Source organism: Paraburkholderia phosphatilytica (genome assembly GCF_003443895.1).
Classification (GTDB): Bacteria; Pseudomonadota; Gammaproteobacteria; order Burkholderiales; family Burkholderiaceae; genus Paraburkholderia; species Paraburkholderia phosphatilytica.
The window spans coordinates 48,661-75,323 of record NZ_QQOA01000011.1 but is presented as its reverse complement, the minus strand read 5'-3'; the positions used below and the strand labels follow the sequence as shown (position 1 = coordinate 75,323).

Genomic DNA, 26,663 nt, shown 5'->3' with positions numbered 1-26,663 from the left:
CGTATCTGTAACAGCCAGCGAAAAAGTCCCTGATTGAAGGGATTTTCGTAACGATGGCGATCATGCAGGGTGCAAGCCCCGTTCCCGCCCTCTATGTGTTTCACGCCGCTTCACGCGGCATCGCACCTCGCGAATCGCTCTCCTCAACACACCACCCAACGCACGCTTCAAACGCTCATGATCCGAACTGCACGCCGCTGTCTTCCTGCATCTGCACGCGCGGCAGCGACAGCGTGAACGTCGTGCCGCTCTCCGGCACGGATTTGACATTGATCTGTCCACCATGCATGTGCGCGATCTCGCGCACGATGAAGAGCCCGAGGCCGAGACCGTCACGTTCGGCATCCGCGGCGCGGCCCGAGCGGAACGGCAGGAAGATGTCCGGCAGGATCGCCGGATCGATCACGCCGTCGTTGCGCACCCGCACGAGCGCGTATTCGCGCTCGCTGCCGTCCACCTCGACATCGACCGACGTACCCGCGGCGCCGTGATGCAGCGCATTGCCGAACAGGTTCGACAGCGCCTGCGAAAGCAGATCGCCATCCCAGTTGCCGACCGAATCGCCGACGCTCGTCAGACGAATGCGATCGACGCCCGTGCTCGATGCGAATTCGTCGCCGAGGCTCTTGCACAACGCGGCCAGTTCGACCGAGCGGCGGTTGAGCCTCAGCCGCCCACCCTGCACGCGCGCGAGATTCATCAGCTGGTCGATCATCCGCACCATGCGCGTCGAACTGCGCTTGATGCGGTCCGCGACCATCGCGACCTTCTCGTCGGTCTGAAAGCGCGTCAGGTATTCCGACGACGCGAGCACCGCCGACAGCGGCGTGCGCAGATCGTGGCCGAGCACAGCCATCAGCATCTCGTTCGCCTTCAGCACGTCGCGCGTGGTTTCGAGTTGTTCGGCGAGACGCCGCTTGTGCTCGTACAGCTGCACGAAGATGTCGACCTTCGAGCGCAGGATGCGCGCGTCGAACGGCTTGTGCAGGAAGTCCACCGCGCCCGCTTCGTAGCCGCGAAAGGTGCGCGTGACGTCCTCGGCGGTCGCGGTCAGAAAGATGATCGGCACGTGCGACGTGCGCGGGCTGCCGCGCATCAGTTCGGCCAGCTCGAAACCGTCCATGCCCGGCATGTTGACGTCGAGGATCGCGACCGCGACCTCCTGCTGCAGCAGGATTTCGAGCGCCTCCGTGCCTGACTGCGCCGCGCGCAGTTCGAGCCCTGGGCGCGCGAGCGAAGCCTCAAGCGCGGTGATGTTGTGCGCGATGTCGTCGACGATCAGGACGTTGGTGGGCTGGTTGATCATGGCATCGGTGCGCGCGGCGCGCGGCTGAGTTGGGCGAGGCACGCGGCCATCGCGGGAAGTTCGAGCACATCGTCGACCGCATGCCGCTCGATCGCGGCACGCGGCATTTCAGGGGCCTGCGCGGTGCCGGGGCGCTGCGCCCAGCCCACGCCGCCCGCGGCACGCACGGCTTCGAGGCCGCGCGCGCCGTCGTCGTTCGCGCCGGACAGGAGCACGCCGAGCACGCGTTCGCCGTACACCCACGCGGCGGATTCGAACAGCACGTCGATCGACGGACGCGAGAAGCGCACCGGCGCTTCGGTGGACAGCGACAGCGTGCACGTCGGTTCGACCAGCATGTGATACCCCGACGGCGCGACATAGACGTGACCGGCATCGATCGGCTGCTTGTCGTCGGGTTCGAGCACCGGCAGACGGCAGCGCACCGCGAGCGTCTGCGCGAGCAGGCTCGGAATGTCGCTGCGCAGATGCACGACCAGCAGCACCGCGAGCGCGAAATCCGGCGGCAGTGCGGGCAACAGCGTGCCGAGCGCCTCGATGCCGCCCGCCGACGCGCCGATCACGACGACACCGGGCGCACTACCGAACTCGACCCCGGGCGCATCCGTCACGTCGGCCAGCGGCGGCGGCATCGGCGCATCGACCCCCAGCCTTGCACGTAGAGTGGACAGATTCATCACGACGATGCTCCGCTAGCGCTTCTGGAAAATCCGTTCGACCGGGCGGAACTCGTCGAACGCATCGCGCTGCGACGAGAAGCGCAAGGTCTCCTTGATACCGAGCCCGAGAAAGCCGCGCCGCACGAGCGCACCCGAGAACAGTTGCAGCGCGCGGTCCTGCAGCGAGCGGTCGAAGTAGATCAGCACGTTGCGGCACGACACGAGATGCGCCTCGAGAAACACGCTGTCGGTCGCGAGGCTGTGGTCGGCGAATACGACGCGGTCCTTCAGCGACCCCGCGAAGCGCGCCCGGCCGTAAGCCGCGTGATAGTAGTCCGACAGCGAACGCTTGCCGCCCGCCGCGAGGTAGTTCTGCGAGAAGCCCGCGAGACGATCCGCTGCGTAGATGCCGGCCTCGGCCTTGTGCAGCGCGTCCGGGCTGATGTCGGTCGCGTAGAAGAGCGTGCGCGACGCGAGCTCTTCTTCCTCGAACAGGATCTTCAGCGACCACAGCTCTTCGCCGCTGCTGCAGCCGGCCACCCACACCTTGATCGACGGATAGGTCTTGAGGCGGGGCAGCACGTGCTCGCGCAGCGCGAGAAAGTACGAAGGATCGCGGAACATCTCGCTCACCTGCACGGTGAGGTAGCGAAACAGCTGTGCGAATGCGCTGGGGTCGTGAATGATGCGCTCCTGCAGACGCGACAGCGTCGGGATGTGCATCTCCTCCAGCGCCTGTGCCAGCCGGCGCCGCAGCGACGCCTCCGAGTAATGACGGAAATCGTGCTGGTACTTCAGATGGATCGCCTCGAGCAGCAGCTTGAGCTCGATCTCATGGTCTGACAGCCGCGGATGCGGAAGCTGCGACGGCAGCTGGACGGCGGGCGGAACGACTTGATCGGTCATGGGCAGTGCATCCGTTCAGCGGCGCCGCAACCACACGCGGCACAGCGAAATCAGCTTGTCGACGTCGATGGGCTTCGCGATGTAGTCGTCCGCGCCGGCCTGCAGGCAGCGCTGGCGATCGTCGGCCATCGCTTTCGCGGTCAGCGCGATCACCGGCAGCTGCGCGAGCTTCGCCTCGCGGCGGATCTCGCGGATCGCGGCAAGGCCATCCATCTCGGGCATCATCACATCCATCAGTACGAGGTCGATCCTGGTCTCGCCTTGCAGCTTGTCCAGCGCCTCGCGGCCGTTGCGCGCAATTTCCAGCGTCGCGCCGAGCGGCTCCAGCACATGCGACAGCGCGAAGATGTTGCGCACGTCGTCTTCCGCGAGCAGGATCGTGCGGCCTTCGAATGCATTGTCGCGCTGCCGCGCCACCTGCAGCATGCGCTGCTGCTCGGGCGGCAGCTGCGACTCGACGCTGTGCAGGAACAGCGTCACTTCGTCGAGCAGACGCTCGGGCGACTTCGCGCCTTTGATGATGATCGATTTCGAAAAACGCCGCAGCCGCTGCTCCTCATCGTCCGACAGCATGCGGCCGGTGTAGACGATCACCGGCAGCGCCGCGTGCGAAGGCTCGGCCGCGAGCCGTTCAAGCAGATCGTAGCCGGTGCCGTCGGGCAGCGCGAGATCGGTCACCACGCAATCGATGTCGCTTTGCCCGAGCGCCGTGAGCGCTTCGGCGAGCGTGGCAGCGGTAACGATCTCGGTCGTCGCGCTATGCAGCAGCGCGCGGATGCTCTCGCGCATCGCGGCGTCGTCTTCGACGACGAGTACGCGCCGCACCCGCTGTTCGAGCCGCGCTTCGAGCCGGCCGATCGCGGCGGCGAGCGTTTCGCGCGCGGTGGGTTTCAGCGTGTAGCCGATCGCGCCCAGGTGCAGCGCCTTCTCCGCGTGATCGTCGACCGACACGATATGGATTGGAATGTGGCGCGTGCGGCCATCGCTCTTCAGCCATTCGAGCACCGTGAGCCCCGACTGGTCCGGCAGTCCAACATCGAGTAGCACCGCGGCCGGGTTCAGGTCGCGCGCGAGCGCGAGACCGCTCGCGGCATCGGCGGCATGCACGAAGTCGAATTCCATCTCGTGCGCGAGATCGCGCAGGATGCCGGCGAATGCGGTGTCGTCCTCGATCGCGAGAATCAGGCGCTCGCCGCGGGTGCGGTTGTCGCGGTCGTCGGGAATGCCGGTGCGCGTCGGCAACGCGGGGTTGGCGGCGCGGCTGTGCGGTGCTGACCCGGGTGAGTATCCATCGGCTTCGTCGCTGCCCGCGCGCGCGGACGCGCGGCCATTCGCCGCGTCGGCCGCCATCGCGCGATCGCGCGCCGCGCTGACCGTCGCCGCGAACGAGCGCAGCGGCTGCGTCGCGGGCGTGGCGAGCGTTCGCGCGGCCGGCTGCTTTGCGGCTGCGGCTGCTGCATCGGCGGTGTCGTCGCCGCGCGCAACGCGTTCGAGTCGTTCCGGCAGCGTCAGCGTGAATACGCTGCCCTTGCCCAGTTCGCTGGCGACGGTAATCTCGCCGCCCAGCAGATGCGCGAACTCGCGCGAGATCGACAGGCCGAGACCGCTGCCGCCGTATTTGCGGCTCGTCGTACCGTCGGCCTGCTGGAACGCTTCGAAGATCAGATCGAGCTTGTCGGGCGCGATGCCGATGCCGGAATCGCGCACGTCGATGCGCAGCACACCTTCGTCGCCGCGCGATACCGTGAGCCGCACCTCGCCCTGCGACGTGAACTTGATCGCGTTCGACAGCAGATTGCGCAGTACCTGCACGATCCTCTGGCCGTCGCTTTCCACGCTATCGGGCGCACCCGGCATCCGCTCGACGGCGAGTCCGATGCCCTTCTCGCGTGCGACCGGCGCGAACGTCTGCCGCAACGACTGCAGCATCGCATCGAGCGGCACCGGTGCGATGTCGACGTCCACCTGCCCCGCCTCCACCTTCGACAGATCGAGGATGTCGTTGATCAGCGCGAGCAGGTCGCTGTTCGATGCGTGGATCGTCTCCGCATAGCGCACCTGTTCGGCGGACAGATTGCCGGTGCGGTTCTCCTGCAGCAGCTTCGCGAGAATCAGCGAGCTGTTGAGCGGCGTGCGCAGCTCGTGCGACATGTTCGCGAGGAACTGCGACTTGTAGCGGTTCGCCTGCTCGAGCTCCTCCGCCTTGATGCCGAGTTCGCGTTGCGCGCGCTCCAGGTCCGACTTCTGCCGTTCGAGCCATTGCGAGTGTTCTTCGAGCTGCGCATTGGTCTCTTCGAGCTCCGACTGCTGCGTCTCGAGCCGCGCCTGCGAATCCATCAGCATGCGGCCGCGTTCCTCAAGTTCTTCGTTGGACACGCGCAGTTCTTCCTGCTGCGTCTGCAGTTCGTCGCTCTGGCGCTGGGTCTGCGCGAGCAGCTCTTCGAGACGGCCACGGTAGCGCGCGCTGCGCAGCGCCATGCCGACGTTCTCCGCAACGCGCGCGAGCAGCCGTTCGACCTCATCGAGCGCGCGGCCACGTCCGACGAAGCCGAGTTCGAGCGCGCCGATCGCGTCGCCCTCGGCCGTGAGCGGCACGATCAGCACCTGCGCGGGCGCGCCATCGAGCACCGCGGAACTGATGCGCAGATACGCGTGCGACGTGCCGGCCACCAACAACCGCCGGTTGTCCTTCACCGCCTGGCCGACAAGCCCTTCGCCGAGCGGGATCGTTGCGGGCGCCGTCGATGCATCGGGGAACGCCCACGTCGCGACGCGCTGCAGCGCGCCTTCGTCGATCATGTAGAGCGCGCCGATCTGCGCATCGACGAGCGGCGCGAGCGCATCGAGCACGGCCGCGCCGAGCGCGGGCGGCGTCGGGATGCCGCGGGTGCGCTGCGTGACGCGGGCTTCGTCGCGTTGCAGCCGCACCAGGATGTCCATACCCACCCGCGAGCGGATGTACATCGTGCCGACGCCCGCGACGCACCACAGCGACACCACACCGAACACGCGGTTGAACAGCACCACGTTGTGATTCAGCAGGTGCGCGTTGCCGGACACGAAGAAGCCGGCAATCATGAACACGGTCGCCACCGCGGCCGCGAGCAGCGGCACGAGCGGCCGGCGTGTAAGGAGGCCGATTGCGATCGGCGCGAGATAGAGGATCCACACGGCGAAGCCGAGCGGCGTGAAGCAGTCCAGCACGAACACGAGCGCAGTGAGCGCCGCGATCGCGATCAGGAGCCAGCTTTCCGGGATGCCTTCACGTGCCGGTGTTCCGGTCTGGTCGTTCTCTGTAGCAGCCTTCATGATGTTATGCGGACTGTCTGGTTGAATGCTCCCGGGCCGCGGCGCGCCAGCGTGCCGGCAGGGAGAACCGTAACTTACAGCAAGCGGCGGGTGCGCGGAAGTCTCGCCGGTACCAGGCAGCGGGCGCGCGGCGTGTTCCTGCCATTGCTGCCATGTCTCCTCGCGTTGTTGCCATCGTGTGTGGTTCGTTCGTCCCCATGCCGCGCCGCTGGCGTATTCTTCGCCGATGTAACCCAATGCAACCAACGCGCGCGGCTGACACGATGCCGTCGCCGAACGGTGTCAGCATGGCGGGTTGGTTCGTCGCCGGCTTTCCGGCTCAGCACGCCCGGTGTGCAGCCAGATGCGCCGGCCACCGCCCTCAACCGACTTCGAGCCTGCCCATGCCCTCACGGCTTCGACCGCCCCGCTCCGCCCGACGTCGCCCATGCGCGCGCCCCGCGTGACCGGCAACCGGGTCCGGCACACCGCCGCGATGCTCGCGCTGGCCGGCGTCGGCCTCGCGCTCGGCGTGCCGTTCCTGCTCGGCAGCCACGATGTGCTCGCCGGCCTCAGCAAGGTTCATGCCGCGGTCTTCGCGGTCCTCGCGCTGACCGCGCTCGTCAGCGGACTCGCGAAGGCAGGCAAGCTCCAGCTGCTGCAGGGCGCGCTCGGCCTGCGGCTGCGCTATACCCGCACGGCCGCGATCACCTTCGTCACCGACTTCGCGTTTCTGGTGTCGCCGCTCGGCGCGGCCGGCTATGGCGCGAATATCGGGCTGCTGCAGCGCGAAGGGGCATCGTGGGCGACCGCGACGACGGTCGTCAGTGCAGATCAGGCGCTCGATCTGATGTTCTTCGGCGTGGCGATTCCGGTCGGCATCGTGTTCGCAATCCGCTCGCTGACGCAGGTGATTCCCGCGGTAAATCCCGTCGCGGTGTACTGGACGCTTGGCGGTCTCGTGCTCGCCGCGGCGCTCGCGTGGTCGGTACGGCGCCCGGCGCTCAGGGCGCTGGATGCGCTGAGCCTGCGGGTCGTGTGGCTGAGGTCGCGGCGCGCGCAATGGGCGCGCTTCAGGCAACACGTGGTCGAACAATGGAAGTCGCTGCTTGGCGCGCCGCCGGAACGCGTCGCCGCGCTGCTCGTGCTCACCACCGTGCAGTGGCTGCTGCGCTATGGCGCGCTGTGGTTCGCGCTGCTCGAACTGGGCTACCGGCTCCCGGTCGGCTTCGTGCTCGCGGTACAGGCGGTCGTGCTGCACGCCGCGCTGTGGACGGGCGTGCCGGCGGGCGGCGGTGGCGGCGATCTGGGGCTTGCGGCGGCGTTCGCGCCGTGGGTACCGCGCGCGACGATGGGCACGGCGCTCGTGCTGTGGCGCTTCGCGACGCTCTATGTCCCGCTGCTGCTCGGCGCTATCGGTTTTGCCGCGGTCGCTACCAGGCCGCGCGCGAAGCACGGATCGTCACGCTGAACATCACACCAGGTGATCGCGCGGCTTGCGCATCCGCACGGCGAACGGCGCGCGGCCGGGATGGTCGACGCGCAGCACCATCAGGCGCAGCGTCTGCGAAATCAACGCGAGCGGATAGGTGGCCTTCATCAGGTCCGCGATCATCCGCCACTCGGCGCGCACGCCGCGCCAGTAGCCGAGTTTTTCGGTCTTGCGGGCCTGCGTCACATCGAGCCAGTGGGTCACCGCGATCGGCAGCCGGCGCTCGATGATCCGCCGGTTCATGAACATCTCCACACCGAAGCGCGGCAGCCCATGCATCTCGTCGAGCGCTTCGGCAAGCAGCGCCTTCTTCACGACCCGCTCGCCCGACACGAAGTCGAGACCGATCGCGCGGAACAGCATCAGGCTGTTCTGCCGCAGGCTGATGCTGACGGCCGCGCTACCGTTGAACACCGGCGCCGCGAGCGCGCCGATGTGCTCGGGCAGCAGCCCTTTCAGGTCCGCATCGAGCAGCATCAGCCAGTCGTTCGACGACGCTTCGATGCCCGTCGCCATCGCCGCGCTCTTGCCGCGGTTCGTCTCGCAGACGATCAGGCGCACGCCGGGAAAACGGCGCACCACGTCGGCGGTGCCGTCGGTCGAGCCGTCGTCGACGACGATCACCTCGTCGAGCAGCGGATGCGCGGCCGCGACGGCGAGCACCGCGCCGATGCGCGGCGCCTCGTTGTATGCGCAGATGATGCAGGAAACCCGGGGACGATCGAACTGTGCAGCAGACGATATCGGCATGGCGTGGCGCGCGAAAACGGATGTGGGGCGATCAAAACCGGCGCGCGGGGAGGCGCGCATGGTCCATCGCGCATGCCGCATCCGCCGGGCCCGGCCTTCGAAGCGTGCGGCAACGCTAGCAGAGAAACGTGGCGGTGTCGTGTTCAGGCCGGTGAAGCGCCCGCGCGGAAAATTGCGGCGCGTTACGGAGGGTCGCAACGCGCGACAGGCGAGTAACAGGCGGGCAGCAAGGCCCGCTGATTCAGGCAGGGTTCCGGCCGTGGCTTATGCCGTGGTTCACACCGGATGAGCGGTCGTGAAATTCTTGAAAGCCGTATAGCCGAGCTTCTTCGTCACGCCATCGCTGGCGATGAGTCCGTAGTCAGCGCCCTCGGCTACCAGATCGTACAGCTCGTAGAAACACACGCCCGCGATGTTGTACGTCGTCCGACCCGCGAGGTATTCGGTCAGCACACTCTGGATGTACGCCGCGCCCTGATCGGAATCGGCGGCGTTGAAGCCGACTTCGGTGAGCCACACCGGCACGCCGTACTGCTGCAGGTTCTGCAGCACGTTGAGCGACGTCGACGTGCCGTCGTAAGCCGTCACGATGTCACCGCTCGTCTCGTACCAGTGCCAGCCCGTGTAATCCCACTTCAGCACCGGATGGCCGGACGTGCCGTCCGGCTGCGTGCCGTTCCACAGCATGTTGTTGAAACCGATGTCCGTGGTGATGCAGCCGCCGCGGATGATCTTCGCGTTCGGCTGCACCGACAGGATGCCGGCCGCCGCGCCGCGCAACAGGCCGCGCACGAGCTGGAAGCTGGTGTTGTTGTACGAACTCGCCGTTTCGCCGACGCCCGTCGCGCAATACTGGTCGATCTCGTTGCCGATCTCGTAGATCGGGCAGTAAGCGCTCAGCACCGTCGCGATGTTGACGCCGCACTGGAACGCCCAGTTGTAGTTGTCCTGCTCCGACGTCGTGAACATCGGCTGGTTCATCGCGAAGCACGGCAGGATCGTCACGCCGCTTGCCACACCGGCCAGCGCATACGCGAGCACGGTGTCGGCCTCGGCCGTCGTGCCGTACAGATCCAGGCGGTACACCGTGACGCCCAGGTCCGCGAGCGCCGCGATCTGCTGGGCCGGCGTCTGCGACGAATACGCGCCGCCCTGGAACGGATGGCCGTTCATGCCGTAGAAGAGCGCCGTCGCCGTCGTGCTCGACGATGTACTGCCGGTGCCCGACGATCCCGACGACGTCGTGCCGGTGGAACTCGTCGTCACGCTGGTCGTTGCGGTGGAGGACGTCGTGGGCGTGGCGGTGGAACTGGTCGAGGCCGTCGCCGAGGTGCTGGAGGTGTTGCCGCTCGTGCCGGTGCTGGCAGTCGACTGCGTGGTCGTGCTGGTCGTCGTGCTCGCGCCGCCGCCGCCACCGCCGCATGCCGCGAGCGCGAGGCTGCCCGCGCCCATCAGCAGGCCCGCGAGAAACCTGCGGCGCGGCTGCGACACGTCGTGGTGCTGGCTGTTTCGCGGGTTATTTCGCTGCACAAGGTGAGACGATGTGCCAGACGAAATTCCAGGCGCAGAGTTGGCAGGGTGACGCATGTTCGATTGCAGACGGGAGTCCTGTCCGCATCGGCTCGCTGCATCCAGCAGCGCATGACGGGTCAGGAAAAAATCAGAGGGGCGCGCGGAGCAGCGATGCGAAACCGGCTGTGAGGTCCGGATTTCGATCGGGATTCAGGCGCTGTTTTCGCTGATGGAGCAGGCAAGGTGTTCCGATGTGCGCCTGTACAACGGCACCCCAGGGACTTTCTTTAGGGAAGATTTGCGCGCAAGAATCCACGTGGCGCGCGATGTGCGCTTGAAACGCGCGTTCGAGCGGAAAGCGTTACCGCAACGGTTGCGCGGTCGATCGTTGCGATCCAGACGGGCGCGCCGGCCGGCAACCTTCGTATGATTGCGGGCGCGGCGCTCCCGCAAAACGCCATAATGGCGACCATGCGGCTGATCGCAGGCGCGTGCGCCCCCCGAAGCGTGACTTCGGGCGCCGTCGCGCCATCAATCCAACGCTTCTCACGAGGAGTCCCTGCATGGACCGGCTTCAGGCAATGGAAGTCTTTACGCGTGTGGTGGAGAGCAACAGCTTTTCGAAGGCGGCGGAAGTGCTGGACATGCCGCGCGGCTCGGTCAGCAACCTCGTGCAGGCGCTCGAGCAGCACGTCGGCGTGCGTCTGTTGAACCGCACCACACGCTCGGTCAGCGTGACGGAGGACGGCGCGCTCTACTACGAGCGCTGCCTGAAGATCCTCGCGGAGATCGCCGACGCCGACACGTCGCTGTCGAACAAGCGGCAGAACCCGACCGGCACGGTCCGCGTCGACACCTCCGGCACGCTCGCGAAAGCGCTGCTGCTGCCCGCGCTCGGCGAGTTCTACGAGCAGTATCCGCAGATCGACGTGCGCCTCGGTCTCGCAGACCGCAACATCGACCTGATCTCCGACGGCGTGGACTGCGTGATCCGCATGGGCATGCTCGAGGAATCGAGCCTCGTCGCGCGGCGGATCGGCAACTCGCGCATCGTCACCTGCGCGTCGCCCGCGTATCTCGATCAGTACGGCACGCCGGAAACGCTCGACGACCTGCACGCGCATCGCGCGGTGAACTACGTGTCGTCGCGCACCGGCCGCACGTTCCCGTTCGAATACATCGTGAACGGCGAGACGGTGAAGGTGCAGATGGAAAGCACGCTGGCGGTCAACGACGGCTCGACCTACATCAGCGCCGGCGCGCTCGGCTACGGCATCATCCAGCCGTCGCGCTACATGGTGGCCGACCTGATCGAACAGGGCGCGCTGCGCGAAATCCTGCAGGGCTACGAGATTCCGTCCACGCCGCTGTCCATTCTGTATCCGCACCGGCAGAACATGAGCTCGCGCGTGCGCGCGTTCACGGACTGGGTGGTGTCGCTCGCGGAGCGCAATCCAGACCTGTAGCCTGCCGCGGCGCGCCGCCCGCGCGAGCGAGGCGGCGCGTCCTTTCGTGCGCTACTGCGTGCGCTTATCGCATGCGCTCATTGCATGCGCTCATTGCGTACGCATCCCCGGCGCGATCACTTCCAGCGCGACGCTGCGCGCGCCCGCGATCGCCGCCGCTTCGCTCGCGAACAGCGTGTCGTTGCCGATGCGCTGATACGGCAGGATATCGGCGTCATCCCCCGCGGCGGCCGCGAGCGAGCGCACCGACGCATACGCGGTCCAGCCGCCGTTCTGGATCGACTGCATCGCCGACAGCACGAGTTGATATTGCCCAAGCGTTTCGATGTGCATCTTAGTCTCCGGCCGAATGGTTCGCGGATTCGCGGGTTCGCTGACCAGCGCTAACCGTCAGGCGCTCAGCTGCGCGAGCAGTGCGTCGACGCTGCTCTTCGCGTCGCCGAACAGCATCCGCGTGTTCTCTTTGTAGAAGAGCGGGTTGTCGACGCCCGCATAGCCGCTCGCCATGCTGCGCTTCGACACGATTACGGTGCGCGCCTTCCACACCTCGAGCACCGGCATGCCCGCGATCGGGCTGCCCGGATCTTCGAGGGCGGCCGGATTCACGATGTCGTTCGCGCCGATCACGAGCACCACGTCGGTATCGCTGAAGTCCTCGTTGATCTCGTCCATCTCGAGCACGATGTCGTACGGCACCTTCGCTTCCGCGAGCAGCACGTTCATATGGCCAGGCAGCCGCCCCGCCACCGGGTGAATGCCGAAGCGCACCTTCACGCCCTTATCGCGCAGCTTGCGCGTGATCTCGCTGATCGCCGCCTGCGCCTGCGCGACCGCCATCCCGTAGCCCGGCACGATGATCACCTGCGACGCGTCCTTCAGCAGCGAACCGACTTCATCGACCGACACCGGCAGCACTTCGCCTTCGATCGCCATCGCAGTGGACGCCGCGGTGGTGCCGAAGCCGCCGAGAATCACCGACAGAAAACTGCGGTTCATCGCGCGGCACATGATGTAGCTGAGAATCGCGCCGCTCGATCCGACCAGCGCGCCGGTCACGATCAACAGGTCGTTGCCGAGCATGAAGCCGGTTGCGGCCGCGGCCCAGCCCGAGTAGCTGTTCAGCATCGACACGACCACCGGCATGTCCGCGCCGCCGATCGCCATCACCAGATGCACGCCGAGCAGCGCGGCGATCGCGGTCATCGTGAGCAACGGCCCGATGCCGGCGCCCGGGTCGTTCGCGGTGAGGAACAGATAGCCGAGCGCGATGCACGCGAACACGCCGACGAGATTCAGCGTATGCCGCATCGGCAGCATCAGCGGCTTGCCGCCCACCACGCCCTGCAGCTTCAGGAACGCGACGATCGAGCCGGTGAACGTCACCGCGCCGATGAACACGCCGAGGTAGATCTCGACGTCGTGGATCGATTCCGCCGCGCCGCCCGGCGCCGCGAGCGGCGACAGGTAGCTCGCGATCGCCACCAGCACCGCCGCGAGACCGACGAAGCTGTGCAACGCCGCGACGAGCTGCGGCATCTGCGTCATCTCCACCCGCCGCGCCAGCACCGCGCCCGCGACGACGCCGATCACCATCAGCGCGAGCACGACGGGCAGCGCGGCGCCGCCCGCTACCCACAGCGTCGTGACGATCGCGATCGCCATGCCGGACACGCCGTAGAGGTTGCCGCGCCGCGCGGTGGCGGGATGGCTGAGCCCTCGCAGGCTCAGGATGAAGAGTGCGCTGGCGACGAGATACGCCATGCTGCTGATTCCGCTTTGCATGTCAGTCTCCCTGGCCGCGCTGGAACATATTGAGCATTCGCTGCGTCACGAGGAAGCCGCCGGCGATGTTGACCGTCGCGATCAGCAGCGCAAGCCCCGCGAGCACCGCGACGAGCGTGCCGGGCGCGCCGAGCTGCAGCAGCGCGCCGGTCACGATGATGCCGCTGATCGCGTTGGTCACGCTCATCAGCGGCGTGTGCAGCGCCGGCGTCACGTTCCACACCACCTGGTAGCCGATGAAGATCGCCAGCACGAACACGGTGAAGTGCGCGACGAACGCGGGCGGCGCGACCGCGCCGAGCGCCGCGATCAGCACGGCGGCGATCGCGAGACCGACGAAGCCGAGCGATGCGGCTTTGCGTTTCTGCGCTGCGGCGGCTTCCGCGCTGACGCCGGCGCCGGCGCCGTGCGTTGCCGAAGGCTTCGCTGCTGCCGATGCCGCCGCAACCGGCGGGCTCGGCGCGACGGGCGGCTTCGCCGGTGGCCATCGAAGTTCGCCGTTGCGGATCACGGTCACGCCGTTGATCACCTGGTCGTCGAGATTCACGACAATCTCGCCATCCTTCTGCGGCGTGAGATCGGTCAGCAGATGCCGCACGTTGGTGCCGTAGAGCTGGCTCGACTGCGTGGCCATCCGCGACGCGAGGTCCGTATAGCCGACGATCGTCACGCCCTCCACGTTCGCGGCGACGCCCGGCTGCGTGAGCTCGCAGTTACCGCCCTGCTCCGCAGCCATGTCGACGATCACGCTCCCCTGGCGCATGCTCCGCACCATCTCCGCGGTAATCAGCTTCGGCGCCGGCTTGCCGGGAATCAGCGCGGTCGTCACGATCACGTCGACTTCCTTCGCCTGCGCCAGGAAGAGCGCCATCTCCGCCTCGATGAACGCCGGGCTCATCTCCTTCGCGTAGCCGCCCGCGCCGCTGCCGTCTTCCTCGAAGTCGAGCGCGAGGAATTCCGCGCCCATGCTTTCCACCTGCTGACGCACTTCGGGCCGCGTATCGAACGCGCGCACGATCGCGCCGAGGCTGCGCGCGGCGCCGATCGCGGCAAGCCCCGCCACACCCGCGCCGATCACCATCACCTTCGCCGGCGCGATCTTGCCGGCGGCCGTGATCTGCCCCATGAAGCCGCGGCCGAACTGATGCGCGGCCTCGATCACCGCGCGATAGCCGGCCATGTTCGCCATCGAGCTCAGCGCGTCGAGCTTCTGCGCGCGCGAGATGCGCGGCACGCAGTCCATCGCGAGCACGGTGACGTTGCGCTGCGCAAGCCGCTGCAACAGCGCGGCGTTCTGCGCGGGCCAGATGAAGCTGACGAGCGTCGTGCCTTCGCGCAGCAGCTCGATCTCGTCGAGCGTTTCGTCGGCGGCCGGGGCGCGCACTTTCACGACGAGGTCCGCCGTTGCGTACAGCGCTTTGGTATCCGCGGCGATCTGCGCGCCGGCTGCGCGGTACGCGTCGTCGCTGAACGCGGCGCGTTCGCCCGCGCGCGATTCGACGGTCACGGCAAAGCCGAGCTTCAGCAGATGTGCGGTCGTTTCAGGCGTCAAGGCAACACGACGCTCTCCCGGGTATCGCTCCCGGGGCACTCCAATCATCATGGTCATGGCGAGTCTGGCTCTAGTGTGGTGGATTCTGTGCGGCGTGGCGCATGACCCGGCTCAGCGTGCGTCGTCCGCCGTCGCGAGCGATCCCGCAGGCGTATTGACGAGCGACTGCACGCGCGGCTCGGCCTTCGCGTCGGACAAGCGGTTGGTCAGCGTGCCGATCCCTTCGATCGACACCGCGACCGTCGCGCCATCGCGCATCGAGCCGACGCCGAGCGACGTGCCGCAGGCGATCACGTCGCCGGGCAAAAGCGTCATGTCGCGAGAGATGCGGCTCACCTGCTCGAGCGGCGGGAACGCCATGTCGGCGAGCGGATAGTTCTGCCGTTCGACGCCATCGAGCGTCGTCACGACGTGGGTGTTGCGCCAGTCGAACTCGGTCGCGATCGCGGGTCCGATGCAGCCGAACGTGTCGTAGCCTTTCGCGCGGCACCACTGTGCGAAGTTCGCGTCCTCGAACAGCAGATCGGCGGCGGTCACGTCGTTCACGCACGTGTAGCCGAACACGTAGTTCGCGGCGTCTTCGACGCTCACGTTGCTGCAGCGCTTGCCGATCACGATGCCGAGTTCGCCTTCGTAGACGATCTTGCCTTCGTAGCTCGCGGGGCGCTGGACGATGTCGCCGGGTCCGGCAAGCGACGTCGACGGCTTGATCAGAAACAGCGGGTGCTTCGGCAGCGCCTTGCCGAGCTTCGCGGACAGCGCGTGAAAATTATTCCAGAGCGCGACGATGCGGCTCGGCACGCACGGCGAGAGCGGCGTCACGTCGTCGAACGCGATCACGCGGCCGGTGGCGCGCGGCGCATCGAACATGTCGCCTTCGTATTCGGCGATGCCGCCGTTTTCCAGCACGCCGAAACCGGCGCGATACTGGCCGTCGCGGCCGGTCGTATAGCGGATCCACAAGCTCATGATGATTCCCTCTTCGTCAACCCGATACCTGACACGCGGACGCGCCGCCCCCGCCTCGCTGCATGGCATCGCATCCGATGCGGCAGCGGGCTTGCGGGGCTGCAGGCGCAGCCGCCTCCGCCTTGCGCGCGCAGAGCCGCGCAAGGTCCGGAATCCTGTTTTCTCGTGGTCGGTCAGCGCGGGCGCGGCCGCGAACGCGGTCCTTCAGGTGAGACGCGCCTCCAGCTCCGTGACGCGCTTGCGCAGCGCACGGTCTTCGGCGAAACGGCTCGTCTCGTCGCGGATGATCGCGACGATGCCCGTCACTTCGCCTTGCGGCGAGCGCAAGAGCGCGACGGTAAACGCGATCGACATCGCGCGGCCTGCCTTGTCGACGGCAGGCACTTTGAGGAGATCGTGGCCATAACGGGTCTCGCCCGTCGCCATGGTCTTGTGATAGCCATCCCAATGGCGGCCACGCAGCCGCTCGGGAATGATCAGGTCGAGCGACTGCCCGAGCGCTTCTTCCTGCGTGAAGCCGAACAGGCGCTCCGCGGCCGGGTTCCACAGCGTGATCGCGCCGTTCGCATCCGAAATCACGACGGCATCGCCGATCGCGTTGACGAGTTGTTCGTAGTCGATTGGGGTAGTCATGATGTCGTGTCGTCGTCCGGATGGCTGGCGCCGGGTGGGTACGGGTACTGCGCACGGCGTGGGCTGAAGACGCCAGGTGCGCCGCGCGCAGGCCGAGAAACGCGCCGCCGCCCGGCTGCTGCGAGAGATCGGGCGGCGGTCGCAGCGGCTGCGCGACGGCGGTACTGCGTTGCTGCGTTGCTGCGTTGCTGCTTTGGTGCGTTGCTGCTTTGGTGCGTTGCTACTTTACTGCGGTTGCGCTTTAAACTGCGCGCGCTTCGTGCATGCTGGCAATCTGTTCGCTGCTATAACCCAGCTCCGCCAGCACTTCGTCCGTGTGCTCGCCGAGCAGCGGCGAACCTGTGATTTCCGGCTTCAGTTCCGAGAACTTGATCGGGCTGCCCACCGTCAGATACGTGCCGCGCGCCTTGTGCGGCACTTCGACGATGGTGCCGCTCTTGCGCAGCGATTCGTCTTCGGCAATTTCCTTCATCGTCAGCACCGGCGCGCACGGAATGTCGAACTTGCGCAGGATGTCGACTGCCTCGAACTTCGTCTTGTCGGCAAGCCACGCTTCGATCGTGTTGAAGATATCGAAGATGTGCGGCTGGCGCGCCTGAGCCGTCATGTAGTTCGGATCGGTGACCCACTCCGGCTTGCCGATCGCGTGGCAGATCGGCTCCCATGCATGGCCCTGGATCGTGAAGTAGATGTACGCGTTCGGATCCGTTTCCCAGCCCTTGCACTTGAGCACCCAGCCCGGCTGGCCGCCACCGCCCGCATTGCCGCCGCGCGGCACCACGTCGCTGAACGTGCCGTGCGGATACTGCGGATACTCTTCCAGGTAGCCGACGCGGTCGAGACGCTGCTGGTCGCGCAGCTTCACGCGGCACAGGTTGATCACGCTGTCCTGCATCGAGACGGCGACGCGCTGGCCGCGGCCCGTCTGCTGCCGGCCGATGATCGCGGTCAGGATGCCGATTGCCAGGTGCATGCCGGTGTTGCTGTCGCCGAGCGCGGCCGCGCTGATGGTCGGCGGGCCGTCCCAGAAGCCGGTCGTGGAAGCCGCGCCGCCCGCGCATTGCGCGACGTTCTCGTACACCTTCAGGTCGTCGTAGTGGTGGCCGTCGCTAAAGCCCTTCACCGACGCGACGATCATCTTCGGGTTCAGGTCGCGGATGTAATCCCACGTGAAGCCCATCCGGTCGAGCGCGCCCGGGCCGAAGTTTTCGACCAGCACGTCCGATTCGCGGATCAGCTTCTCGAGCACTTCCTTGCCTTCCGGCTTCTTCGTGTCGAGCGTCAGCGACCGCTTGTTGCTGTTCAGCATCGTGAAGTAGAGCGCGTCGGCATCGGGGATGTCGCGCAGCTGGTTGCGCGTCACGTCGCCGGACCCCGGGCGTTCCACCTTGATCACGTCCGCGCCGAACCATGCAAGCATCTGCGTGCATGCGGGGCCGGCCTGGACGTGCGTGAAGTCGATGATCTTGATGCCTTCGAGTGGTTTGTTGCTCACTTGAGTTCTCCTGATTAGCCTGGTAGCCTGGGTAGCGTTACTTTTTCATGGCCGCGCTTTGCGGATTCAGATTGGTGAGCCGGCCGCTTTCCGTGCCGGCCGATTCGTCGATGACGGCATTGATCAGGGTCGGCTTGCCCGAGCGGATCGCTTCCTGCAGGGCTTCCGTGAGTTCTTCCGGCGTGCTCGCGTTGAAGCCGATGCCGCCGAACGCCTCGATCATCTTGTCGTAGCGCGCGTTCTTCACGAACACGGTCGGCGCGACTTCCTTGCCGCCCGTCGGGTTCACGTCGGTGCCGCGATACACGCCGTTGTTGTTGAACACGATCGTGCAGACCGGCAGGTCGTAGCGGCAGATCGTTTCCAGTTCCATGCCGGAGAAGCCGAACGCGCTATCGCCTTCGATGGCCACGACCTGCGTGCCGCTCGTCACCGCCGCGCCGATCGCGAAGCCCATGCCGATGCCCATGATTCCCCACGTGCCGGAATCGAAACGCTTGCGCGGCTGGTACATGTCGATGATGCTGCGCGCGTAGTCGAGCGTATTCGCGCCTTCGTTGACGACATTGATGTCGGGACGCGTCTTCAGCACGTCGCGGATCGCGCGCAGCGCGCTGTGGAAGTTCATCGGCGACGGGTTCTTCGCGAGCGTCGCGGCCATCTTCTGCTGGTTCGTGTTCTTGCGTTCGTTCACCGCGCCGAGCCATTCCGCCGACGGCGTCGGGAAGCCCGCGCCGATGCCCGCGACGAGCGCCGACACGCACGAACCGATGTCGCCGATCACTGGCGCCTCGATCGCGACGTTGCTGTCGATCTCGGTCGGCGCGATGTCGATCTGCACGAAGCGCTTCGGATCCTTGCCCCACGTCTTGCCCTTGCCGTGCGCGAGCAGCCAGTTCAGGCGCGCGCCGATCAGCACCACGCAGTCCGATTCCTGCAGCACGAACGAACGCGCGGCGGACGCGCACTGCGGATGCGTGTCGGGCAGCAGGCCCTTCGCCATCGACATCGGCAGATACGGAATCCCGCTCTTCTCCACCAGCGCGCGGATCTGCGCGTCGGCCTGCGCGTAGGCGGCGCCCTTGCCGAGCAGGATCAGCGGACGCTTCGCGCCGCGGATCACGTCGAGTGCGCGCTGCACCGAATCCGGCGACGGCAGCTGGCGCGGCGCGGCGTCGACCACCTTGATGAGCGACTCGCGACCCTTCTGCGCGTCGATGGTCTGCGCGAGCAGCTTCGCCGGCAGGTCGAGATACACGCCGCCCGGGCGGCCCGACACGGCAGCGCGAATCGCGCGCGCGATGCCGATACCGATGTCTTCCGCGTGCAGCACGCGGTACGCGGCCTTCGCGTACGGCTTCGCGGCGTTCAGCTGATCCATCTCTTCGTAGTCGCCCTGCTGCAGGTCGACGATCTCGCGCTCGCTCGAGCCGCTGATCAGGATCATCGGGAAGCAGTTGGTGGTCGCGTTCGCGAGCGCCGTCAGGCCGTTCAGGAAGCCCGGTGCGGACACCGTCAGGCAGATGCCCGGTTTCTGCGTCATGTAGCCGTGCACGGCGGCGGCGTTGCCCGCGTTCTGCTCGTGACGGAAGCCGATGAAGCGCATGCCCTCGGCCTGCGCGAGACGCGCGAGATCGGTGATCGGAATCCCGACGAGGCCGAAGATCGTATCGATGTCGTTGAGCTTCAACGCATCGACGACGAGGTGGAAGCCATCGGTCGTGGCGGGGGCCTGCTGGGTTGCGTCGGCCGTGTTCAGGTCAGGGCGCGCGATTTCGGCGGTGGACATGCATCAATCTCCAGATCGTTATCACTGTTGGGGGCGCGTCTTGCGTCGGCTGTCGCCCCGGAACCTGCATCGCGAGTCACTTCAGTTCGACCGCTGATATACCGTATATCACACACGTTACTTTTTCAACGGCTTTTGCGGCCCTGTTTCATGACGCTTTGCAGCACAAACTTCGTCTTGCTACTGCGTTGTTCTTGTCGTTTCGATCGCTAGAAGCTCCGTCTCTTCAGGTATCTAAGGTTCACTAGAGGCTTCGCTGCGTTGCCGCAAACATCCCATTAAAATATTTGGTGTGTGATATATTACATACACACAAACACTGATCCCTATTTCTTTACTCCTGCCGGCAGCGAGCTTCCGCTTCCTTTAGACGTTCAGTTCAGTCGAGAAAATCGCAGCACGCATCGACGTGCGCCGCGAGCTCCAGCGAGTGCTCGCGCGCGAGGCGCTCGGCGCCTTCGGTATCGCGCGCCTCGAGCGCCTCGATGATCCGCATGTGCTCGCCGATCGAGCGCGACGCGCGGTCGCTCTGCGAGATCGTCAGCTTGCGGATTGCGCGCACATGCGCGAACACGTTGCGGATCGTGCGCGCGATCATCTGCGACTTCGACAGCTGCACGAGCGCCTGATGAAACGCGATGTTCGCCTCCGAGTACTCCTCGATATGGCGCGCCGGCGCCTGGTACTCGCCGTGAAAATTGTCGAACAGACGCCGCAGGTCCGCGATCTCGTCGTCTGTCGCGTACTGCGTCGCGAGCCGCGCGGCCATGCTCTCGAGCGCGGCCCACATCTGGATCATCTCGACGATCTCGCGCCGCGTCTTGCGCTGGATGAAGATGCCGCGCCGCGGCACCGCGCGCACGAAGCCCTCCTGCTCCAGCAACGTCATCGCTTCGCGGATCGGCGTGCGGCTCACGCCGAGCGCCTCCGTCAGGTTGCGCTCGTCGAGCCGGATCGCTTCGCGCGAGCCGTAGATGTCCGCCTCCGCGATCGCCTGCCTGAGCCGCGCATACGCCTGGTCGCGCAGCGACGCGCCCGCGTGAATCGGCCGCAACGTCAGTGTCAGCGGCATCGCGCGCGTGAACGGTGAGCTCATCGGCGAAGACATGGCGTTGCTCGTGCCGTCACTCGTTCGACCCGAGCGGCGCCGGTTCGAACGCGCCGCCGAACGCGAGTTGCTCGCTGTCCTTCGCCGATTGCTCGATCCAGCGCTGGCGCATCGGCGCGAGCACGAATTTCGCCGACACGCTGCCCGCTATCGAGATGCACGCCGCCGCGATGAACACCGTGTTCCAGCCGCCATGTTCCGACAGCACCGACGCGATCGGCACCAGCAGCGCCGCCGTGCCCTTCGCCGTGTACAGCGTGCCCGCGTTACCGGCCGCGTATTTCGCGCCGAAGGTGTCCGCGCAGGTGGCCGGGAAGTTCGAGAAGATGTCGCCGTAGAACAGGAAAATCAGCGCCGAGAACGTCATGAACAGGTACGGGTTGTGGCCGAAGTGCATCAGGCCGAGCAGCGCCAGCCCTTCACCCAGGAAGGTGATGAACATCGTGTTCTCGCGGCCGATGCGATCCGAGATCGCACCGCACAGCGGACGCGTGAAGCCGTTGCAGACGTTGTTGATCGACAGCGTGACGGTGAGGAGCGGCAGCGTCGCCGCGAAGAACGATACCGGCATCGACGCGAAGCCGTATTCCTTCGCGATCGGCCCGATCTGCGCGGTCGCGATGATGCCGCCCGCGGCCACGCACACGAACATCGCGTACATCACCCAGAACACCGGCGACTGGATCATCTCGCCCGTCGTGTAGTCCACCTTCGTCGCGACCACGCGCTTCACGCCGCGTGCGAACGCCGGCGGATTCGGACGGATCAGGAGCGTCGCGAGCAGCAGGATCACGCCGCCCTGCAACAGGCCGAAGAAGATCAGCGTGTGCTGGTAGCCCGAACGCTGGATCATCGCGGCGATCGGAATCACGGTGAGCGCGGCGCCGGCGCCGAAGCCGGCGGCCGTCAGGCCGGCCGCGAGACCGCGGCGGTCCGGAAACCACTTGAGCGCGTTGCCGACGCAGGTGCCGTACACGCAGCCGGCGCCGACGCCCGAGATCAACGCCGCGACGTACAGCACCGGAAGGCTGGGCGCGACGGCATCGAGAATCCAGCCGAGCCCCGCGCACATCGCGCCGCCGATCACGACCGGGCGCGGACCGAAGCGGTCGACGAGCCAGCCTTCAACCGGCACGAGCCAGGTTTCGGTGACGATGAAGATCGAAAACGCGGTCTGGATCGCTGCGAGCCCCCAGTGATGCTTCGCGTTCATCGGCTCGACGAAGAGCGTCCACGCGTACTGCAGGTTCGCGACGAGGCCCATGCAGACAATGCCGATCGCGAGCTGGGCCCAGCGGCTGTGATGGCGCGCGGACCGGCCCGATGATGCCGTCTGGCCGGCAGCTACCTTGTGTGACTGTCCCAAGACTCCGTCTCCGATGATGACTGTGCGGCGCGCCGCGGCTGCAGTTCTGTTGTGTGTGCGTCGTAACGCTTGACTGGATGCAATGGCGCTCGTGCATGGTGGAGCCATTTGGCGGGGGAAAAAAATCAAACATTTTTATGGTTTTTATAAGCTCCTCTGAATGGTTCGCCAACGTTGCATTGCGGCGACGCAATACGTTTGCCGCACGTTCGTCGCTTGACAGAAATGAAAGGCGATAGGGGGTTGAATGCGCACTGCATTGCGGGGTGATCGCAGTGCAGCATGCGTTGCTGCAAATGCAGGCAGGCGCACCGGCTGGCGCGCCTGAGACGTGGTCAGACTGGCGGAAACGAAGGAAGAAATTGCGTGCAGCAAGGCACGCGCTGCGGGATTACCCCAACGTCGTCAAGCCAGCGCCGCCGATGCCAGCAGCGCCGCGCAGGCGATCGCCGTGGTGGCCGCGGCATACAGTGTCGCGTGCAGGTCGGAGCGCCGCCGTTCGACCAGATCCAGCCGTTCATGCGCGCGACGCCAGTCGTGACGCGGCGGCTCGGTTCGTCGGAATTGGAAGCTCATCAGGTCCTCCGTTGTGTCGACGTCAATCTGAACACCACGCATACACCGTTCCAACGTGCTCGCGTTCGCGCTGTGCCGCAACACATCGCGACACGATTCTCCGACCCCATGCCGCCTGCATGCGCGGCATAGCGTTTGCATTCTCACTCCATGAAAAATGGGAGGACAGCATGACAACCGTAGTCGAGGTCATGACGCGCGACGCCGTGCCGGTCACGTCGACCGATACCGTGCAGGCGGCCGCGCAATTGATGGAGCGTCTGAATGTGAGCGCGCTACCCGTGTGCGACGGCCTGCGCCTGATCGGCATGGTCACCGATCGCGATATCGCGACCCGCGCTGTCGCACACGGACTCGATGGCACCGCGCCCGTCGGCAACATCGCCACCGAGCCTATCGACTGGTGCTTCGAGAACGACGACCTCGAGGTCGTCCAGTACAAGATGGAAGCGTCGCACATCAGGCAGATGCCCGTCGTCGATCGCAATCGTCATCTGATCGGCATGGTCGCGCTCGCCGATCTCACCGCGCATGACAGCGGCCTCGCGTCGACGCTCGGCGCGATCTCGGCGCCGTCGTTGCCCTCACGCTGAGGCATCGAAGCGTCGAACACCTCAGCAGCACGCAGTATTCAGGCAGAACGAAGCCGCAGCAGCACCCCGCATCGCCACTGTAAAAGCTACGCGTAACCCTGTCGTCGTGCGTGGAAGCACCATGCCGACCGATGCGACGCGAGCGTCATTTCGATCCATACCGAGCTTCGACGCCCGGTTCTTCGTCGCGTCCTGCCGGGCTTCTGATGTAGGCGCTCCGTCCGTGCACGCCGGTTGCTTGGCACGCTAACGTCAGCCAAACGTCTATCGTCCGGGTGTCGACAGCATTCGATCCGGGCGCAAGGAGAACACGATGCTCGTCGGCACGCTCGACGCGATTTCGCTGCTCGCCTCCAGCCATCGCACGCTGGAAACGCTGCTTGCCGAATATGCGACTGCCTCCCCCGCGCAACGCGGCGCGATCGTCACGCAACTGTGCGACGAGCTCGCGGCGCACACCGCCCTCGAAACCGGCGTGCTGTACCCAGCGCTCGACGAAGCCGCCGGCGCACTGATGCCAGCCCGCCAGCTGCTCGCGACGGTGCGCGGCCAGCACGACATGCTCAAGGCGATCGCGGCGACGCTCGCGCGGCCACGGCTCGACGAAGCGACGCGCGCCGCATCGATCGGGCTGTTGCAGATGCAGCTGGCAGGCCATATCGGCCTGGAAGAAGGTCATCTGTATCCGCTCGCGAAGCGCACCATCGGCAATCTCGATGCGCTCGCCGAAGCACTCGAAGCGGCCCAGGCCGAACTTGGCGTCGAGGTCGCGCTGCTATGACGCTCGCGCATCGTCGAAGGCCGCAAAGCGGCGTAAAGTCGTGCGGGTGACCGCACGCCGCGCGCGCGTCGAAGCCGCGCCGGCCGCCTGACGAAGGAGCCATCGTGACCGGACACGACGACCCGCCCGAAGCCGACGACCACGGGGAAGCGCAATACGCACCGCGCGACGACGCGGACCGTGACGGCACAGCAACGGCCGCGGCGCTGCTGATCGCGGCCGGCACGGTGCTGACCGTCGCCGGGTTGCTGGCGCGCCGCCGCTGGCTGCAGCTGAAGGCCACGCCCGCGATGAGCGAAGCCGCGCGGCAGGCGGGTCTGACCAGCCTGCGCGTGCAGGCCGGGCCCTACCAGATGTTTGCCCGCGTGAGCCGCGCGCCCGGCGCACAATCCGCGCAACCCGCGCGGCCGCCGCTCGTGCTGGTGCACGGCTTCGCGGTATCGAGCCGCTACATGGAGCCGCTCGCCACCGTGCTCGCCGCCGATTTCGACGTCTACGCACCCGATCTGCCCGGCTTCGGCGAAAGCACTTCCGACGGCGCGCCGCTCGACGTCCCCGCGCTCGCCGACGCGCTGAACGGCTGGCTGAAGGCGGTCGGGCTCGACGCCGCGGTGTTCGTCGGCCAGTCGTTCGGCTGCCAGGTGGTGGCCGAATTCGCCGCCCGCTTTCCGCGCGCCGTCATCGCGCTCGTGCTGCAAGGCCCGACCGTCGATCCGCGCGCGCGCAGCCTGCCGCGTCTCGTCTGGCGCGACTTCGTCAATGCGCAGCGCGAGCACGGCCGTTCGCCGCGCCATCTGTCCCATATCGACTACGCAAAAGCCGGCCTGTGGCGCATGTTCGCGACGCTGCGTTTTGCGGCGCGCCATCGCATCGAGAACCGGCTGCCGCTGATCCAGGCGGAAACGCTGGTGGTATGCGGGAGCCGCGACCCGGTGTCACCGCCCGGCTGGGGCGCGCAGGTCGCGTACCGGCTGCCACGCGGCGAACTGCTGGTGCTGCGAGGCGGCACCCACACGTTGAACTACGCTTATCCGTACAGTTTCGCGCACGCGATCCGGCCGTTCATTACGGCAGCGATCGCCCCCTCGCTATCGACGGAGACGCCATCGTGAGTCATGCCCCGCGCGGAATCGCCCGTTTCGACTCGGCCGCCGCCATGGTACAGGCGCTCGCGGCGTGTCTGCACGGCAAACCGTTCAGCAACCCCGGGCAGTCGGCGTTCGTCGAACGCGCGGCGCCGATCGTGAATGCGCTGCCGGGCGCGATGCTCGGCATCGCGTACCCGGGCGGCGGCGCGGCCGAGGCGATCGGTCCGCGCAGCGCGACGCGCCTCGACATCGAACGCATCGCGAGCTGGCTCTGCGGGCTCTATCCCGCGCGGCCCTATTCCACCGCGTTCATCGGCGCGTCGAACGGCGCGCTCGTGCATCTCGCCGCCGCGCTCGACGCACCGTGGCTGCCGCAGACCGTGCTGTGTCCGGTGCGCGCGCCGAACAGCGACCCCGATGACGTCGAACGCGCGCTCACCGAAGGACGCGGCGCACTCGATGCGCTCGTCGCCGCCGATGCGCGCATCGCCGTGCATCAGGCGCACGATCCGAACCACGAACGGCACGCGTTGAAGTCGATGCGCTATTTCCGCCTCAAGCATCGCAGGCTGCCGCTCGCGTGGCGCGAGTTCCTGCTCGCGAACCTGAAGCCGGGTGCGACGCTGTACGTGGACGTCTGCACGCTGCAATGGCCGGTCACGCATCTGGGGCCGCGCGCGATGTTCCAGTTCGGCGCGCTCGGCGGCGCGACCCGCAGCGAATACTTCCGCGGCGGACCGCGCGTGCGGCGCCTGTTCGAGCAGCACGGCGTGTCGCTGCATCACTGGGAGCCGCCGCGTCCGAACGGGCATGCGCCGGAGGCCGAATGGGGCTTCGACATGGCGCTGCTCGACGAACTGCGCACGCTCAGCGCGGAAGCGGGCTGGCGGCTCGTCGAACTGCGTTTCGAGGAACCGGAAGCGCTCAGCTTTCTGACCTACGACGTCTATCGCGACTGGTATCGCGCGGCCGGCATCGCGTCGAAGCGGTTGATTATCGACAGCTTCGTGCTGACCGATCCGCACACCACGCTACGGCTGCATGCGCTGCCGTTCTGGCTGCTGCTCGGCACGGAGCCATCCGCGCAAGTGCTGAAGCAGTTGCTAGAACGCGACCGCCCGTACGATGCGATCGACCTGATGCTGTTCGCGCATGGCGCCGACGGGATCGGCGTGCCGCCCGCCGCGCACTGGCAGGCGTTGATCGAGTCGGCGAGCGCGAGCGCGCATCTGTCCAGCGCCGAAGCCGATCGCTTCCCGCGCGACTTCGCGACCTTCGCGCGCTTTCATCGCGCGCTCGAAAAACGCGGGCCGATGTTCGAGCGGCCCACGCCGCTTTCGGTCGATGCGTTCGATCGCGCGCTGCGGCATCACGCGCGAACGCATGGCGTCGATGTGAGCACCCACACGCAGGCCGAGGAAACGACCTGAGCACGCCTGACCACACCTGAGCGCGCGGGCAATCCGCGCATGTCGCTATCCGCCAACTCCGCGTCGCATTGCTGTTGATCCCTGAGCGGCCACGCGCCGACATCCCGGCAGTAGGCCTGCTC

23 protein-coding genes are annotated in these 26,663 nt (G+C 66.7%); 7 read left to right on the top strand and 16 right to left on the bottom strand.

Going from position 1 to position 26,663, the window contains the following annotated elements; all coding sequences use genetic code 11:
- Positions 1 to 175 precede the first annotated feature (175 nt).
- From DVS29_RS14090 to DVS29_RS14075, 4 genes are read right to left on the bottom strand one after another with little or no spacing between them, the layout of a single operon-like run.
- Positions 176 to 1,306 (bottom strand): hybrid sensor histidine kinase/response regulator, encoded by a 1,131-nt coding sequence (locus DVS29_RS14090; RefSeq protein ID WP_118181087.1) that lies wholly within the window; start codon positions 1,304 to 1,306, stop codon positions 176 to 178.
- Positions 1,303 to 1,983 carry a chemotaxis protein CheB gene (locus DVS29_RS14085; RefSeq protein ID WP_240655590.1) on the bottom strand — a complete coding sequence of 227 codons (681 nt, stop codon included), beginning with the start codon at positions 1,981 to 1,983 and terminating at the stop codon, positions 1,303 to 1,305. The genes DVS29_RS14090 and DVS29_RS14085 overlap by 4 nt, the downstream gene beginning before the upstream one ends.
- A gap of 15 nt (positions 1,984 to 1,998) precedes the next feature.
- A complete protein-coding gene (locus DVS29_RS14080; RefSeq protein WP_118181085.1) occupies positions 1,999 to 2,871 on the bottom strand; it encodes a CheR family methyltransferase in 873 nt (290 codons plus the stop codon).
- Positions 2,872 to 2,886: 15 nt separating this feature from the next.
- Complete coding sequence (locus DVS29_RS14075; protein WP_118181084.1) at positions 2,887 to 6,180, bottom strand: response regulator; 3,294 nt, start codon at positions 6,178 to 6,180, stop codon at positions 2,887 to 2,889.
- A 427-nt stretch (positions 6,181 to 6,607) separates the two neighbouring features.
- Here DVS29_RS14075 and DVS29_RS14070 point away from each other — a divergent pair, with 427 nt between their 5' ends.
- Positions 6,608 to 7,630, top strand: a complete 1,023-nt coding sequence (locus DVS29_RS14070) for a lysylphosphatidylglycerol synthase transmembrane domain-containing protein (RefSeq protein WP_164707907.1) — start codon at positions 6,608 to 6,610, stop codon at positions 7,628 to 7,630.
- A gap of 3 nt (positions 7,631 to 7,633) precedes the next feature.
- Here the strand turns inward: DVS29_RS14070 and DVS29_RS14065 are convergent, their stop codons facing one another.
- Together DVS29_RS14065 and DVS29_RS14060 are read right to left on the bottom strand one after the other, a co-directional pair.
- Positions 7,634 to 8,401 (bottom strand): glycosyltransferase family 2 protein, encoded by a 768-nt coding sequence (locus DVS29_RS14065; RefSeq protein ID WP_118181082.1) that lies wholly within the window; start codon positions 8,399 to 8,401, stop codon positions 7,634 to 7,636.
- A 276-nt stretch (positions 8,402 to 8,677) separates the two neighbouring features.
- Entirely contained in the window at positions 8,678 to 9,667 is a 990-nt protein-coding gene (locus DVS29_RS14060) for a glycoside hydrolase 5 family protein (protein ID WP_124800636.1), read from the bottom strand.
- Between DVS29_RS14060 and DVS29_RS14055 the strand changes: the two genes are divergently transcribed.
- The gene (locus tag DVS29_RS14055) at positions 9,621 to 9,938 is read left to right on the top strand and encodes a hypothetical protein (RefSeq protein WP_124800635.1); all 318 of its coding nucleotides are present in this window, start codon (positions 9,621 to 9,623) and stop codon (positions 9,936 to 9,938) included. The two genes, DVS29_RS14060 and DVS29_RS14055, sit on opposite strands and share 47 nt — an antisense overlap.
- A 538-nt stretch (positions 9,939 to 10,476) precedes the next feature.
- Complete coding sequence (locus DVS29_RS14050; protein ID WP_118181079.1) at positions 10,477 to 11,379, top strand: LysR family transcriptional regulator; 903 nt, start codon at positions 10,477 to 10,479, stop codon at positions 11,377 to 11,379.
- A 90-nt stretch (positions 11,380 to 11,469) separates the two neighbouring features.
- Here the strand turns inward: DVS29_RS14050 and DVS29_RS14045 are convergent, their stop codons facing one another.
- The 10 genes from DVS29_RS14045 to DVS29_RS14000 form a co-directional block, all read right to left on the bottom strand.
- Positions 11,470 to 11,712, bottom strand: coding sequence for a hypothetical protein (locus tag DVS29_RS14045; protein ID WP_118181078.1), 243 nt, complete (start codon positions 11,710 to 11,712; stop codon positions 11,470 to 11,472).
- A 57-nt stretch (positions 11,713 to 11,769) separates the two neighbouring features.
- The gene (gene pntB, locus DVS29_RS14040; protein ID WP_118181077.1) at positions 11,770 to 13,161 is read right to left on the bottom strand and encodes a Re/Si-specific NAD(P)(+) transhydrogenase subunit beta; all 1,392 of its coding nucleotides are present in this window, start codon (positions 13,159 to 13,161) and stop codon (positions 11,770 to 11,772) included.
- 1 nt (position 13,162) lies between these two features.
- On the bottom strand, positions 13,163 to 14,770 hold the full coding sequence (locus DVS29_RS14035; RefSeq protein WP_118181076.1) for a Re/Si-specific NAD(P)(+) transhydrogenase subunit alpha: 1,608 nt from the start codon (positions 14,768 to 14,770) through the stop codon (positions 13,163 to 13,165).
- 54 nt (positions 14,771 to 14,824) lie between these two features.
- Positions 14,825 to 15,682, bottom strand: a complete 858-nt coding sequence (locus DVS29_RS14030; RefSeq protein ID WP_118181075.1) for a fumarylacetoacetate hydrolase family protein — start codon at positions 15,680 to 15,682, stop codon at positions 14,825 to 14,827.
- Positions 15,683 to 15,886: 204 nt separating this feature from the next.
- On the bottom strand, positions 15,887 to 16,315 hold the full coding sequence (locus tag DVS29_RS14025; RefSeq protein ID WP_118181074.1) for a PAS domain S-box protein: 429 nt from the start codon (positions 16,313 to 16,315) through the stop codon (positions 15,887 to 15,889).
- Between the two features lie 241 nt (positions 16,316 to 16,556).
- On the bottom strand, positions 16,557 to 17,810 hold the full coding sequence (frc, locus tag DVS29_RS14020) for a formyl-CoA transferase (protein ID WP_118181073.1): 1,254 nt from the start codon (positions 17,808 to 17,810) through the stop codon (positions 16,557 to 16,559).
- A 37-nt stretch (positions 17,811 to 17,847) separates the two neighbouring features.
- On the bottom strand, positions 17,848 to 19,599 hold the full coding sequence (oxc, locus tag DVS29_RS14015; protein ID WP_118181072.1) for an oxalyl-CoA decarboxylase: 1,752 nt from the start codon (positions 19,597 to 19,599) through the stop codon (positions 17,848 to 17,850).
- A gap of 379 nt (positions 19,600 to 19,978) precedes the next feature.
- Positions 19,979 to 20,707: a GntR family transcriptional regulator gene (locus tag DVS29_RS14010; protein WP_118181071.1), complete on the bottom strand. Its 729-nt coding sequence runs from the start codon at positions 20,705 to 20,707 to the stop codon at positions 19,979 to 19,981.
- Positions 20,708 to 20,723: 16 nt separating this feature from the next.
- Positions 20,724 to 22,073, bottom strand: a complete 1,350-nt coding sequence (gene oxlT, locus DVS29_RS14005) for an oxalate/formate MFS antiporter (RefSeq protein WP_276314300.1) — start codon at positions 22,071 to 22,073, stop codon at positions 20,724 to 20,726.
- Between the two features lie 405 nt (positions 22,074 to 22,478).
- Positions 22,479 to 22,649, bottom strand: coding sequence for a hypothetical protein (locus tag DVS29_RS14000; RefSeq protein WP_164707906.1), 171 nt, complete (start codon positions 22,647 to 22,649; stop codon positions 22,479 to 22,481).
- Between the two features lie 170 nt (positions 22,650 to 22,819).
- On the opposite strand from DVS29_RS14000, the gene DVS29_RS13995 reads away from it, so the two are divergent.
- The 4 genes from DVS29_RS13995 to DVS29_RS13980 all read left to right on the top strand — a co-directional run bounded on the left by DVS29_RS13995 (position 22,820) and on the right by DVS29_RS13980 (position 26,541).
- Positions 22,820 to 23,242: a CBS domain-containing protein gene (locus DVS29_RS13995; protein ID WP_118181068.1), complete on the top strand. Its 423-nt coding sequence runs from the start codon at positions 22,820 to 22,822 to the stop codon at positions 23,240 to 23,242.
- 313 nt (positions 23,243 to 23,555) lie between these two features.
- Positions 23,556 to 24,023, top strand: coding sequence for a hemerythrin domain-containing protein (locus DVS29_RS13990; RefSeq protein WP_118181067.1), 468 nt, complete (start codon positions 23,556 to 23,558; stop codon positions 24,021 to 24,023).
- Between the two features lie 104 nt (positions 24,024 to 24,127).
- Positions 24,128 to 25,135, top strand: a complete 1,008-nt coding sequence (locus tag DVS29_RS13985) for an alpha/beta fold hydrolase (protein ID WP_205962450.1) — start codon at positions 24,128 to 24,130, stop codon at positions 25,133 to 25,135.
- Entirely contained in the window at positions 25,132 to 26,541 is a 1,410-nt protein-coding gene (locus tag DVS29_RS13980) for a hypothetical protein (protein ID WP_118181066.1), read from the top strand. The genes DVS29_RS13985 and DVS29_RS13980 overlap by 4 nt, the downstream gene beginning before the upstream one ends.
- Positions 26,542 to 26,663: the final 122 nt, after the last annotated feature.

Excerpts from the sequence above, each read along its gene's own strand:
- DVS29_RS14090 (WP_118181087.1), bottom strand. The coding sequence starts at position 1,306 with ATGATCAACCAGCCCACCAACGTCCTGATCGTCGACGACATCGCGCAC.
- DVS29_RS14085 (WP_240655590.1), bottom strand. The coding sequence starts at position 1,983 with ATGAATCTGTCCACTCTACGTGCAAGGCTGGGGGTCGATGCGCCGATG.
- DVS29_RS14080 (WP_118181085.1), bottom strand. The coding sequence starts at position 2,871 with ATGACCGATCAAGTCGTTCCGCCCGCCGTCCAGCTGCCGTCGCAGCTT.
- DVS29_RS14075 (WP_118181084.1), bottom strand. The coding sequence starts at position 6,180 with ATGAAGGCTGCTACAGAGAACGACCAGACCGGAACACCGGCACGTGAA.
- DVS29_RS14070 (WP_164707907.1), top strand. The coding sequence starts at position 6,608 with ATGCGCGCGCCCCGCGTGACCGGCAACCGGGTCCGGCACACCGCCGCG.
- DVS29_RS14065 (WP_118181082.1), bottom strand. The coding sequence starts at position 8,401 with ATGCCGATATCGTCTGCTGCACAGTTCGATCGTCCCCGGGTTTCCTGC.
- DVS29_RS14050 (WP_118181079.1), top strand. The coding sequence starts at position 10,477 with ATGGACCGGCTTCAGGCAATGGAAGTCTTTACGCGTGTGGTGGAGAGC.
- DVS29_RS14045 (WP_118181078.1), bottom strand. The coding sequence starts at position 11,712 with ATGCACATCGAAACGCTTGGGCAATATCAACTCGTGCTGTCGGCGATG.
- pntB (WP_118181077.1), bottom strand. The coding sequence starts at position 13,161 with ATGCAAAGCGGAATCAGCAGCATGGCGTATCTCGTCGCCAGCGCACTC.
- DVS29_RS14035 (WP_118181076.1), bottom strand. The coding sequence starts at position 14,770 with ATGACCATGATGATTGGAGTGCCCCGGGAGCGATACCCGGGAGAGCGT.
- DVS29_RS14030 (WP_118181075.1), bottom strand. The coding sequence starts at position 15,682 with ATGAGCTTGTGGATCCGCTATACGACCGGCCGCGACGGCCAGTATCGC.
- DVS29_RS14025 (WP_118181074.1), bottom strand. The coding sequence starts at position 16,315 with ATGACTACCCCAATCGACTACGAACAACTCGTCAACGCGATCGGCGAT.
- oxc (WP_118181072.1), bottom strand. The coding sequence starts at position 19,599 with ATGTCCACCGCCGAAATCGCGCGCCCTGACCTGAACACGGCCGACGCA.
- DVS29_RS14010 (WP_118181071.1), bottom strand. The coding sequence starts at position 20,707 with ATGTCTTCGCCGATGAGCTCACCGTTCACGCGCGCGATGCCGCTGACA.
- DVS29_RS14000 (WP_164707906.1), bottom strand. The coding sequence starts at position 22,649 with ATGAGCTTCCAATTCCGACGAACCGAGCCGCCGCGTCACGACTGGCGT.
- DVS29_RS13995 (WP_118181068.1), top strand. The coding sequence starts at position 22,820 with ATGACAACCGTAGTCGAGGTCATGACGCGCGACGCCGTGCCGGTCACG.
- DVS29_RS13990 (WP_118181067.1), top strand. The coding sequence starts at position 23,556 with ATGCTCGTCGGCACGCTCGACGCGATTTCGCTGCTCGCCTCCAGCCAT.